We start from the raw sequence: 12,117 nt of genomic DNA on the forward strand, positions 1-12,117 counted from the left end.
AATAGTTAGGGTCTTACTTCTTCGGCTTGCTCTCGCCCGACGCGTCCGAAATCGCGGACCCGGCCGAGCGCAGGTCGCGGCCCGCGCCGTTCACGGTGTTGCAGGCCGACAGGGTCAGCAGGGCGAACAGGGTAGCACCCAGAGCGATCTTCCTGGTCATGTCGATCTCCTCTTCCAAAAAAGGGGGGTGCGGCGGGCCTGATACGCTGGCCCGCCGCGGGCACTCAGCGCAGACGACGGCGGCTGGCCGCCGTTGCACCAAAGGCGGAGGCACCGGCACCGATCAACAGCGCAAGCACCAGGATGAACGAGGTCTTCGCACCGGCCCCGGCGGCGGCATCGGCGGCCTGCTTGGCCTGGGCGACGGCTTCGTTCTTGGTCTGGACGAAATCGGCTTTGGCCTGATTCACCTGGGCCTGTGCCTGGTCACGGCTGATCTTGCGCTGCGCGGCGACGATGTCGACCACGCGCGATTCGGCCCGTGCGCCATCCGCACCACCACGCGCCATGGCGGGCAGCTGCTTGGCGATTTCCTTCTGCGCCTGTTCCGGGGTCATCTGCGCCGGATCGGCGGGCGTGTCGGTCAGATACTTGGCGGCCTCGGAACGCACGTCGGTTTCATCGACACCGGCAACCTGCGCCACCTTGGGAGCAGCGGCGCCCACGGTCGAACCGGCGGCCCCCGCCACCGAACCCAGGGTACGGAACGCACCACCGATGATCCCACCGACCGCCGAGGTCAGCAGATACAGGGTCAGGATCAGCGTGACGCCCCACACGACCAGCCCATGGACCAGCGCGTCGAACTTCTCGGTCACGCCCGACATGCGCGCCGCGGCATAGCCGCCCGCGCCCAGCGCGACGATCGTGGTGATCAGCCAGTAGATTCCGGCGCCGATGCCGAAGCCCGCCGCGCCAGGCGTCGCCCCCTGGACCGGATCAACCATCGACAGGCCGATGCCGGTGCCAAGAATGCCCATCACCAGCTGGACCGCGACGGCGATCACCACACCGGCGAAGATCGCGCCCCACGAAATGCGACGGGTCCCACGGACGATCGCCCCCTCTTCCACCGGCGCATAGCCGGGCGTTACATGCGTAGCCATATTCACTCCTGTTCTTTCGGTTCTTGGGCGGGACCGGCCGTTTTGGGCCGGGCCGCCGCCTCCTGTTCCTTGCGCCCCTGGCTGATGGCGGTGTCGTCGCCGATCAGCTTCCCGATCGTCTCGCGTGCCGCACCCTTGGCGTGACGCACGCGATCGACCGGATCCTTGAAAGTCTTGTCCGTCATGACGGCATCTCCCGTCGCCCCAGCACACCCTCGCCATCGAAGCCGCGGGCATGCGCCCAGGCGGCGGCGGCGGTACGGCGGTTCACGCCGATCTTGGCGTAGATGCGCGCGACATGGTTGCGCACGGTATTGCCCGACACGCCCAGCGCCCGCGCAATGCTCTTGTCGTCCATGCCCCGGCAGATCAGGCCCAGCACCTCGCGCTCGCGTGCGGTCAGGTCGTCCAGGCTCGCGCCGCCCAGTTCGTCCTGCGGCGCGCGCAACCGGGCCAGCTTGTCCATGATCGACCGGCTGAACCAGCTGGTATCCTTCATCACCGCGTCGATCGCCTCGACCAGCTCCAGCTCGGTCGCCTTGCGCTGGGTGATATCCTGAAATGCCCAGAGGACGCAGGTATCGCCGCCCAGCGTGATCAGCTCGGTCGACACCAGACAGTCGCTGCACCCGCCGTCCTTGGCGACGATCCGCGCCTCGACCCCGCGCAGGTCGCGGCCATCGTCGATCGCCGCCTCGATCTCGGCCTGGGCCGCGTCGTTCGCCCACAGCCCGACATCCGCCAGCGAGCGCCCGATGATCTCGGTCGTGCCATATCCGGTCAGTTCGGCGAAGCTGGCATTGACCTCGCACAGCACATGGCCGTCGCGCGCGCCGATCGCCATCGGCACCGGCGCCATCTGGAAGGTACGGGTGAACCGCTCCTCGCTATGGCGCAGCGCCGACTCGGCCTTTCGGCGCGGCTCCAGATCGGCGAAGGTGAACAACATGCAGGGCTCGTCGCCCATGTCGATCGGCTGGCCCGCCACGATGACCAGCTTGGTCCCGCCGCCCGGCAGCGCCAGTTCCGCCTCCATCTGCGGAATCGTCCGCCCCTCGGCCAGCCGCTCCTTCGCCAGTTCCTGCCGCTCGGCCCCGCGCAGCACGTCAATGTCATAGACGGTGCGGCACAATATCTGATCGCGGGCATAGCCCGTCATCTCGACAAAGCCCTGGTTGACCTTGACGAAGCGCAGATCGGCCAGGCGACAGATGATCGCGGGCGCCGGGTTGGCATTGAACGACTGTTCGAACCGGTCCTCCGCCTCATAGCGGGCGGTGACGTCCTGAATGACCAGGACGACGCAGGTCGGCTCGCCGTCATCGCGATCGTTCAGGACCAGGCTGCGCACCTGATGGACCCAGCGCGGGTCCTTCTCGCCCTCGACCGCGACCTCGACCACGACCTCGGAAAAGGACTCGCCCGCCGCGACCCGCTCGACCGGATAATCGTCGGCCTCCAGCCGATGGTTGTTGCGGTAGCGCAGGCGGAAGCGGCTGCGATACTCGTCCACCGTGCGGCCCAGCTGCTCCAGGCGCTCGACCCCGTGCATCGCCAGCGCGGCATCGTTCGCCCAGAGCAGGCTCTGGTCGGGATCGACCAGGATCACCCCCTCGTCCAGCCCCGCGACGATCTGTCGCAGGTGCCGGAGGTCGACGGTGTCCCGCAGGGTGGCGAGCGAGGGGGCCAAGGCGCCCGTCCTTAGTCCCGGCGTCCGTGGATCAGCGCGGCGAGCGCATAGCCGCCCAGCGCCGCGGCGATGGCCCAGACCACGCCGTTATTGCCGTTATTGGCGCGCACCGCATCCACGGCCTTTTCCGAGCCGCGACGCGCGGCCGCGACCGAGCGGTCGGTGGCGTCGCCGATCCGCTCGCGCGCTTCCTCGATCAGGCTGGGCGTCGCGTCGGCGACCTCGCCCGCGACCGACTGGGCACGACCGAACAGATGCTCGGCGCTGCCCGCGACCTGATCGGTGACGCCCGCCACCTTCCAGTCGCGGCTGTCGACCGCATCGCCGATCGCCTTTTCCACCTTGCCACCGAAATGGCGCGCATTGCCGTGCAGTTCATGCTTGTTCATCGTTCGTCTCCGAAAATGAAAGGGAAAGGGTGTCAGGGAGCCACGCCGCAGGTGGCGGCCGCCTTGCCGACTTCCAGCGCGATCTTGGGGTCCTTGATCTCGCCCGCGACCCGGATCAGATCCCCTGCGGTCAACTGGCCGGGATTGGGATCGTCACGGCGATAGGCCGCGGCGGCATTGCCCAGCTGTTGCAGCTGCCCCAGCGACAGGTTGCGCTCCAGCCGCTGGCCGACACAGGTGGAACGCTGGCTGTCGAGGCCATAGCGCTCCAGCCCGGTGGCGATCCGCGTCGAAGGCGGGGTGCATGCCACCGCGACGAGCGCGATGCCGATGCTTGCGAGGATCTTGGCCATCCGGTTGCTCCCATGCGACCGGCGGCAAGAATGCGACCGATCTGGCCGGGTACAACTTATGATAAATTAAGCCGTTCCTGGTATTTTTGCGGCAATGGTTGGTAGTCTTCTACCAGATGGACGACGGCGGTCGGCCCATGGGCCGGGATGTCCGCGCTATCATCCCATCGTCGGGCCTGGCGGCACCGCAAAGGATTTCATCCACAAGCCACTGTCTTCTCATCATTTTCTTCCGGTGCGCCTTGTCTGGTCCGGTTATAAACGGCACCATATCGGCTCCGGCATGGTCGAAATGAACCAACGGATGACGAGGGAGGACGATCGATGAAGATCCTGCTGGCGGCTGCCATCACGGCGATGACGGCCACATCCATGGCCCCTGCTCAGACCACGCCGCCGACCAGCCCATCGGCGGTGATCGAGGATTTCCGTCCCTCGTCGCTCAACCAGCCGGGCCAGTCCTATCCACAGGTCAATTCGCAGGGCTATGCGCGTTTCCGCATCACCGCTCCCGATGCCAGGGCGGTAAAGGTCAGCCTGGGCCTGGGCGGACGCGGCGGCACCGTGCTGAGCAAAGGCCCCGACGGCAGCTGGACCGGAACGTCGGAGGGACCACTCGACGAGGGATTTCATTATTACCACCTGACGGTCGATGGCGGCACCTTCAACGATCCCGGGACGCTGAACTTCTATGGCTCGACCCGCTGGGAGAGCGGCATCGAGATCCCGGCGCATGACGCGGACTTCTATGCGCTGAAGGATGTGCCGCATGGCCGGGTCGAACGGATCCTGTTCCCCTCGCCCAGCACGGGGACGCAGCGACGCGCCTTTGTCTACACACCGCCCGGCTATGACCGGAACACGCGCGATCGTTTTCCGGTGCTGTATCTCCAGCATGGCTGGGGCGAGGACGAGACGGCCTGGTCCAACCAGGGCCATGCCAACCTCATCATGGACAATCTGATCGCGGCCGGAAAGACGCGCCCGTTCCTGATCGTCATGACCTATGGCATGACCAACGACATCCGCCCCGGTGCGCCCGGCGGATTGGCGAGTTTCGACATCCGCCCGTTCCAGACCGTGCTGCTGGACGAACTGATCCCCTATATCGACGGGCATTATCGCACCCTGTCCGACCAGCGCCACCGCGCCATGGCCGGGCTGTCGATGGGCGGCTTCGAGACCAAGCTGATCGCCCCCAGGCATCTCGATCGTTTCGCCTATATCGGCCTGCTGAGCGGCGGGACCGTGGCGCCCGACGATGTGAAGGCGTGGCCGGGCTATCGTGACAAGGTGAAATTGACCTTCGTCAGCTTCGGCAGCCGTGAACTGGAGGGTGGGCGCAGCGGCCCGCCCGGTGGCCCGCGCAGCGATCCACGCGCGAATGCGGCCGCACTGACGGCGGCGGGGATCAGGAACGTCTTCTACGTCTCGCCGAATACGGGCCACGAATTCCAGACGTGGCGGCGCAGCCTTCAGGCGATGGCGCCTCTGCTGTTCCGGGACTGACGAAAAGGGGGCGGCGGTCGCTCGGGCCGCCGCCCTCTGTCCGTCATTTTAGTTGCGCAGGCTGTCGGGCACGATCCCGCCATTTTCGGCCAGCTTGGCCATCACTGCCTTGTGAAGCGCGATATTTTGCTCGGCCGAGCCGTCCTCGGCGGCATGCACGCCCAGTTCGTCGGCCAGTTCCTTGCGCGCCGACAGGCTCGAATCCAGATCGAGCAGCTTCAGCAGATCGACGATCGAGCTTTGATAATTGCCCCCGCCGCCCTTCATCGATGCCATTTCCGACAGGACCGCGCCGACATCGACATTCTGCGCCGCCGGGGTCGGGACGGCGGCGGGAGCCGGAGCCGGTTCGGCAGCCGCGGCCGGTGCGGGTTGCGCCTGGGCCGGAGCGGGTGACGGCGCAGGCGCGGCTTCGGCCTTGCTGCCATGGTGGAATATCTTGTTCAGGATATTGCCGAAAATGCTCATCGGATGGTTCCTTCGCTGGTCGGATGCGACGATGTCCGCTTCAACGACGCAAGCGCGCTGCGGGTCCACTCTCCCGGCGAGACGGCCGGTGCGGGAACGTCATCGCCCGACAGACGCTTAGACAGCATCTGTGTCGTCTTTTCAGGGGTTTGCCATGACTATCCGTTCGACCCTCATCGCCACCACTGCCCTGCTTGCGCTGGCCGCCTGTGGTCAGAAGCAGGACAATGCGTCGACCGCCGCGATGAACAGTGCCGATACGTACAACCAGGCGGACGCGTCCGCGCCCGCCCCGGCGCAAACCCCCGCCATGGGTGCGGCGCAGAGCTTCGTGAACACGGCCGCGGCGAGCGACGCCTTCGAGATCGAGACGTCCAGGCTCGCGCTGACCAATGGTGCTTCGGCCTCGGTGAAGTCCTATGCGCAGAAGATGATCGACGCCCATACCGGCTCGACCGCGAAGCTGAAGGCGTTGTCCGCCGGGATGACGCCGGCGCTCACGCCGGACGCGACGCTGAACGCGCAGCAGCAGGCCACACTGGACCAGTTGAAGTCGCTGAAGGGGACCGCCTTCGACCAGGCCTATATCGCGGCCCAGACATCGGGCCACCAGCAAACGCTGGATGCGCTGAAGGGGTATGCGGCGACGGGTGACGCCCCGGCGCTCAAGAGCTTCGCAAGCGATTTGATCCCGACCGTGACGGCGCATCTGAACATGGCGAAGGGTCTGAAGGCGTAACGCGATCGGCCTCCGGCATTATCGAGTCACGGATCGCCCCGAGGGATGGGCATGGCAATTGCCATGTCCATCCCGCTGCTTCTGGGACGCGAGGGTCGCATCTGGATAACCAGGGCCGGGAAGCCTTTGTCAATCGGGTCGTCGGGTCGTGCTGCCTGAAACCGTCGTTCTGCCTGAATGAAGGCGAAGGCCCTGGGCGGGTATATGGCTATTCCCCGCTTTCAGATGAACAGTTTGCGGCTCATCCATCCTGCGGATGAATGTTTCGGCAACTGGTGGCGTAAGCCGTAAACAACAACGCCGCCGGTGGGGGCGACGTGTTGGGTGCCAACACGTCAAACTGACAGAAACGTGCGCTGAGCCGCAGCATCAGATCGCATATCACGCGATAGTTGGCAGCCAGTTGCGACGCGCAAGACCCATGCGCGTAGAAATCTTGTTCGACGATATCCAGACCGGTCGTGGCAACCTCTGACAGGGACGTCTCCCTCAGCGGTGTAACACCTCCACTCTGCCACATTGATGTCGTCGGGGGGGCTTCCTGCCCTTTCGCTGCGGCATGATCCAGAAACGGTCATTCACGCTCACACTCGTACCTTCCGGGAGCAGGCGTTCGTTCGGACGATGCCGGCCTGCTGCGGTTGACCGGATTCCATCAGGTCAGATGGCGCAGGCGTGCTGAAAGCGCAGACGCCTCAGCTCGATCACATTTGCATGTGAACATTGTCACATATGTGAAAAACCTTGGTCATAAGGAGACCTTCTCCCAAATCTCCCATGGAGGAATAGTTGAACAAGAACTGGACCGGCTTGGCCGGTATCGGTGGCGTTTGCCTGTGCGCCCTGATCCCCCAAATGGCACTTGCCCAGACGGCTGGCACAATCGCCGCCGAAGATCAGGCCAAGGACGATGTCGTCGTGACGGCCCAGCGGGTGCGCAAGTCCGTGGTCATGGAACTGCCCAACTCGCCCAAGGCGCGTGCGATCGTGACGCAGGACTATATCGAGCACACCGTGCCGGGACAGTCGATCTTCAACGCGATCAACCTGGTGCCCGGCGTCAACTATGTCGCGGGCGACCCTTATGGCGGCAATGGCGGCGGCATTCGCATGCGTGGCTTCGACGCCAGCCGCATCGCCTTTACCTTTGACGGCCTGCCGCTGAACGATGCGGGCAATTATGCCATCTATGCCAACCAGCAGATCGATCCCGAACTGGTCCAATCGGTCAACGTCAATTTCGGGTCGACCGATGTGGACTCGCCGACGGCCAGCGCGGCGGGCGGTACGGTCAATTACCGCACGATCCTGCCGACCGAGGCAATGAGCGCGACGGCGGTCTATTCGCATGGCAGCGGCAACATGAACCGCGTCTTCGGCCTGATCAACACGGGTGATCTGACGTCCAGCGGGACGCGCGCCTGGGTTTCGGCCAGCAGCCAGAGCTACGATCTCTATCGCTACGCCAATGTCCGCAAGAGCCAATATAATGCGCGGATCTATCAGCCTCTGGGTGGCAAGGACTTCCTGTCCCTTGCCGGCTTCTGGTACCAACATCGCAACAACGGCTATGGCACGCCCTCGCTCGCCAACATCAACAGCGTGCTCGGCAATCCCTATCCGGCATCCACGAACGGGCCGGTTCGGGTCGACCTGACCCGTGCCCAGTTCGACAAGCTGTTCGCCGACCAGAGCAACAGCTATCTTAAAAGCCCCATCTGTGCGCTTCCGTCGCAGCTTCAGGCCGCGAACGGCACGGTACAGGACGACCGGTCGAGCTGCACCAATACGCGGCAGATCGGCCTGAACCCGGTCGATACCGGCAATCTCCGATTCAACAGTCTGTTCACCCTGACGGACCGCGTGACCTTCTCGTTGGATGGCGGCTATACCTATACCCGCGCCAATGGCGGCGGTTCGACGGTGTTTGCCGAAAGCGACGCCAATGCGGGCACAAAGGGGGCCAATGGCAACCAGTTCGGGCGCATCGGGGCGGGCGTTGCCAAAGGCCGCGATCTCAACGGCGATGGCGATACGCTGGACTATGTCCGCGCCTATTACCCGTCCAATACCCTGACCAACCGCCTGATCGCGATCGCGGGCCTACGGTATGATATCGATCCGAACAACCTTCTGCGCCTGGCCTATACCTGGGATCGCGCCCGGACGCTGCAGACTGGCGAGGCCAGCTATCTGCGCCCCGATGGTACGCCCTGGCTGCCCTTCAGCACGAGCGATGTCAGCAATCCCCATGCGATGCTGGATGCAGCCGGTCATGGGCTCAACAAGCGCCATCGCCTGACCTATTCGATCCTGCATCAGCTGTCGGGCGAATATCGCGGCAAGCCATTCGACGATTCCCTATCGCTGACGGTTGGCCTGCGCGCCGCGCTGTTCCGGCGCAACATGAACAATTACTGCTACACCATTCCGGGCAGCAGCAACGAAGCCTATTGTACGTCGCAGACCCAGGCGCAGGTCCAGGCCGACAGCCGGACCGCGAAATTCGCGCCGCCCTATACGGGTCGCATCAAGGAATATCGCGCGCTCCTGCCCAATGTCGGCCTGACCTGGCAGATGACGCCGGTGCTCAGCCTGTTCAGCAGCTATACCAAGGGCTTCTCTGCGCCGAGCACCGAAGTCTATGCCTATGACGACAAGGTCGTTCGCCCGCTCGGCGATGAGGCAAGGCCCGAGCGGACCGACTCCTATGATCTCGGTCTTCGCTACACCATGGGGATCGCGCAGGCGCAGCTGGGCGGCTGGTACATCCATTACGACAATCGCATCGTCAACGTGACTACCCCGGTAGAGGGCGGCGGGACGATCAGCACCGCGCGCAATGTCGGCGCGGTCGACAGCAAGGGCATCGATGCCTCGCTGTCGATCAGTCCGACCAAATGGCTGTCGCTCTACGGCTTCACGTCTTACATGACCGCCACGCTGAAGGACGATGTCATGAACGCCGCGACGGGCAAAGTGGCCATTGCGACGAAGGGCAAGTCGTTGGTCGATACGCCCAACTGGCAATATGGCGGCCGGGCGCAGGTCAACCTGCCGTTCGGCGTGATCGGACTGTCGGCCAAGCATGTCGGCGACCGCTTCGTGACCGATGTCAACGACGTGAAGGCGGCGGGCTATACGCTGGTTGATCTGGATGCCCAGATCGGCATGGACTGGGTCGGCCTGAAAAAGACCTATATCCAGCTGAACGTCGTCAACCTGCTCAACAAGGCCTATTTTTCCAATCTGGGCACGGCCACGAGCAATGGCGGCTTCTTCAATTTCGGCAATCCGCGCACGCTGATCGCAAGCGTCCATTTCCAGTTCTGATACAATCTTCGGAACGGAACGGCCCGGACGCAACGGCGCGAAAGCCCCGTTGCGTCCGGACTTTGGTCATGAGGCGGGGGAACAGATGATGACGCGCAAGACGATACGGGGTGTGGTGGCGATGCTGGCGGCCGGGTTCGTGCAAGCATCCTCCATGGCGGAGCAGGCCAAGGCCCCGGAGCTGACACTGATCGGCATGACGGCGATCCCCCATGATACTCGCCTTCAGGGCATCGCGGTGGGTGGATTGTCCGGACTCGACCGCCTGCCTGGCGGTGACTATCTTGCCATTTCGGACGACAAGGGCGACGGACGGCCGCCACGCTTTTACCGGCTGTCGATCACGCTCGATCCGGTGCGCCACCGGATGCGGGTGCGGTTGAACGGGCAGGTGTCGCTGCGTGACGCCCATGGCACGCCATTCCCCACCGATCGCTCGGTGGTCGACCCCGAGGCTATTCGTCATGCCCGTGGAAACAACGTCTATTGGTCGTCGGAGGGGACTTGGAGTGCCGACCCCGCCCGGCGCGTTCAACCCGCCATCTATGAGAGCGATGCGACGGGACGCATCCTGCGCCGCTTTTCGCTGCCGGCTGCGTATCTCTACGACGACAACCGAACGCTCGGCGCGGTGTCAAACGGGGTGATCGAAGGATTGGCGGTCGGGCCGCAGGGCACAGTCTACGCGATTAACGAGGCACCCGCCTATCAGGACGGCCAGGCCGATGGCGAATCCAACACGGTCATGCGCCACCGGCTGACCAGCTTCGACCCGAAAAGCGGCAAGCCGCTTCATCAATATCTGTATGAGGTACCCGGCGGGCGATATAGCGTATCCGAGTTGCTGGCGATCGACGACCGGCATTTTTTGTCGATCGAGCGCATCCTTCCCTTTGATGCGCGCAAGGGCGTCATGGCCAGGATCGTTCTGTCGGGCATCGCCGATCGAACGACCGATATCCTGTCCTGTCCAGCACTGACATCCTGCCCGGCTGCCCCAATGACCCGCGCGGTGCTGCTCGACCTGCCGGAGCGGTATCAGGGTCGTAAAATCGACAATCTTGAGGGTATGGCCTGGGGGCCGAGACTACGGGATGGTCGCCGAACTCTTATTGTTGAGGCGGACGACAATTTCAGCAAGGCCGAGGAGTCCCAGTTCCTCGCATTCGCGTGGCGCAACCCGATGTTTGGTCCCGGCGATTGATGGTGCATTATCCGCAAGCGAGCGGAAGAATACACTATGGGCCAGGCTCTACACGGGAGCGCTTTCAGCTTGGCAGAGGCGTTTTCGATCGGGTTGAAGTCGGACGAATAGGGCGGAAGGAAGAGCAGCCGGGCACTACGTTCCTCGATCGCCGTTCGAGCCGCAGCGCTCTTGTGGGCAGGCAGGTGGTCGAGGATCACGACATCGCCGGGTTTTCAGCGTCGGAACGAGCACCTGGGCGACCCAGGCTGCGAACCACGCCCCGGTCATCGGGCTATCGATCACGAGCGGGGCGGTCATGCCCTGGCTGGCGCAAGCCCCCGACGAAGGTAATTGTCTTCCAGTGGCCGTGCGGCACGGCCATGCGCAGCCGCTGTCCACGCGGGGCACGTCCGTAGCGGCGCGCCATCTTCGTGCTGGCACCGGTTTCGTCGACGAAGACCAGCTTTTCCGGGTCAAGGTCGAGTTGGCCGTCGAACCAGGCCTCGCGGGCGCTCAGGACGTCGGGGCGATCCTGTGCCTGCGCATGGCCGGTCTCTTTTTGCGCATATGCCCGTGGCGCGCAAAGAACCGCCACAGCGTCGATACCGCCACCGCGATCCCCTCGTCGGCCAGCGCCACGCGCAATTCGGCAAGGGTGATATCGGACGCCGCTTCGTACAGCGCCCAGATCCGCACTGCCTTGGCCTCGGTCGCGGCTGAGCGCATGTCACCGCCCTGCGGTTTGGCCGCGGGCTTTCCCGGATTCCGCTGACGCGCCGCCCACCGCACCGCACTGGCCGCACTCACCCCAAACCGCACAATCCGCGGCCTTCACGCCGTACTTATGTATCGTTCGATAGAGCGCCGCCAGGATATGAGTTTTAGGTATCAGCCGCTGGGCGCCCATCCGACTTTCGTCGATCATTGACGACAGGCGTACGGAAGTGGGGAACTGGCTGCTGGATCACCCGTCCAGCCTGCCAGGCGCGCAAACGACAACGCCGCCCTTGGGGGCGGCGTGTCGGGTTTTATAGCGATGGTTGCGGGGGCAGGATTTGAACCTGCGGCCTTCAGGTTATGAGCCTGACGAGCTACCGGGCTGCTCCACCCCGCGGGGGTGTGAGGTTGTGAATGGGTTTTGTGTATACGCGGACTATAATGCCTGGCGACGCCCTACTCTTCCACTGCTTGAGCAGTAGTACCATTGGCGCAGTCGGGTTTCACGGCCGAGTTCGGGATGGGATCGGGTGGGACACCGACGCTATGGCCACCAGGCAATAGAGTCCGCGAATACTGTTTTCCCCACCAAGTGGTACTTGATGGGGACCCCGAGGAGAGGATGTC

12 protein-coding genes, 1 tRNA gene, 1 rRNA gene and 1 pseudogene are annotated in these 12,117 nt (G+C 64.2%); 5 read left to right on the forward strand and 10 right to left on the reverse strand.

The genetic code is table 11. From position 1 onward, the window contains the following. Window positions 1-13: 13 nt before the first annotated feature. From SP5_RS18760 to SP5_RS09615, 6 genes are all read right to left on the reverse strand, one after another. The gene (locus tag SP5_RS18760; RefSeq protein WP_084220636.1) at window positions 14-160 is read right to left on the reverse strand and encodes an entericidin A/B family lipoprotein; all 147 of its coding nucleotides are present in this window, start codon (window positions 158-160) and stop codon (window positions 14-16) included. A gap of 64 nt (window positions 161-224) precedes the next feature. Then, on the reverse strand, window positions 225-1,106 hold the full coding sequence (locus SP5_RS09595) for a hypothetical protein (protein WP_042487604.1): 882 nt from the start codon (window positions 1,104-1,106) through the stop codon (window positions 225-227). A gap of 2 nt (window positions 1,107-1,108) precedes the next feature. Then, a complete protein-coding gene (locus SP5_RS09600) occupies window positions 1,109-1,291 on the reverse strand; it encodes a hypothetical protein (RefSeq protein ID WP_042487607.1) in 183 nt (60 codons plus the stop codon). Then, entirely contained in the window at window positions 1,288-2,796 is a 1,509-nt protein-coding gene (locus SP5_RS09605; RefSeq protein ID WP_042487610.1) for a PAS domain S-box protein, read from the reverse strand. The genes SP5_RS09600 and SP5_RS09605 overlap by 4 nt, the downstream gene beginning before the upstream one ends. 11 nt (window positions 2,797-2,807) lie before the next feature. Beyond that, window positions 2,808-3,185: a CsbD family protein gene (locus SP5_RS09610; RefSeq protein ID WP_042487613.1), complete on the reverse strand. Its 378-nt coding sequence runs from the start codon at window positions 3,183-3,185 to the stop codon at window positions 2,808-2,810. 32 nt (window positions 3,186-3,217) lie between these two features. Next, window positions 3,218-3,538, reverse strand: a complete 321-nt coding sequence (locus tag SP5_RS09615) for a hypothetical protein (RefSeq protein ID WP_042487616.1) — start codon at window positions 3,536-3,538, stop codon at window positions 3,218-3,220. Window positions 3,539-3,862: 324 nt separating this feature from the next. On the opposite strand from SP5_RS09615, the gene SP5_RS09620 reads away from it, so the two are divergent. Further along, complete coding sequence (locus SP5_RS09620) at window positions 3,863-5,047, forward strand: alpha/beta hydrolase-fold protein (protein ID WP_042487619.1); 1,185 nt, start codon at window positions 3,863-3,865, stop codon at window positions 5,045-5,047. A gap of 48 nt (window positions 5,048-5,095) precedes the next feature. Here the strand turns inward: SP5_RS09620 and SP5_RS09625 are convergent, their stop codons facing one another. Continuing rightward, window positions 5,096-5,515 (reverse strand): DUF3597 family protein, encoded by a 420-nt coding sequence (locus SP5_RS09625; RefSeq protein WP_042487622.1) that lies wholly within the window; start codon window positions 5,513-5,515, stop codon window positions 5,096-5,098. A gap of 154 nt (window positions 5,516-5,669) precedes the next feature. On the opposite strand from SP5_RS09625, the gene SP5_RS09630 reads away from it, so the two are divergent. From SP5_RS09630 to SP5_RS09640, 3 genes are all read left to right on the forward strand, one after another. Beyond that, window positions 5,670-6,254, forward strand: a complete 585-nt coding sequence (locus SP5_RS09630) for a DUF4142 domain-containing protein (RefSeq protein WP_042487625.1) — start codon at window positions 5,670-5,672, stop codon at window positions 6,252-6,254. Between the two features lie 789 nt (window positions 6,255-7,043). Further along, window positions 7,044-9,587 carry a TonB-dependent receptor gene (locus SP5_RS09635; protein WP_042487627.1) on the forward strand — a complete coding sequence of 848 codons (2,544 nt, stop codon included), beginning with the start codon at window positions 7,044-7,046 and terminating at the stop codon, window positions 9,585-9,587. Window positions 9,588-9,672: 85 nt separating this feature from the next. Beyond that, entirely contained in the window at window positions 9,673-10,791 is a 1,119-nt protein-coding gene (locus SP5_RS09640) for an esterase-like activity of phytase family protein (protein ID WP_245613453.1), read from the forward strand. Window positions 10,792-10,865: 74 nt separating this feature from the next. On the opposite strand, the pseudogene SP5_RS19960 reads toward SP5_RS09640, so the two are convergent. Further along, window positions 10,866-10,991 (reverse strand): annotated as a pseudogene (locus tag SP5_RS19960) (transposase); the annotation flags it as partial. A gap of 98 nt (window positions 10,992-11,089) precedes the next feature. Here SP5_RS19960 and SP5_RS19765 point away from each other — a divergent pair. Further along, entirely contained in the window at window positions 11,090-11,545 is a 456-nt protein-coding gene (locus SP5_RS19765) for a hypothetical protein (protein ID WP_042487630.1), read from the forward strand. A gap of 265 nt (window positions 11,546-11,810) precedes the next feature. Here the strand turns inward: SP5_RS19765 and SP5_RS09650 are convergent. After that, a tRNA-Met gene (locus tag SP5_RS09650) sits at window positions 11,811-11,887 on the reverse strand. 46 nt (window positions 11,888-11,933) lie between these two features. Further along, window positions 11,934-12,048 (reverse strand): 5S ribosomal RNA (gene rrf, locus SP5_RS09655). Window positions 12,049-12,117 lie beyond the last annotated feature (69 nt).

Origin of the sequence: Sphingomonas parapaucimobilis NBRC 15100, assembly GCF_000787715.1 — a bacterium.
GTDB classification, from domain to species: Bacteria; Pseudomonadota; Alphaproteobacteria; order Sphingomonadales; family Sphingomonadaceae; genus Sphingomonas; species Sphingomonas parapaucimobilis.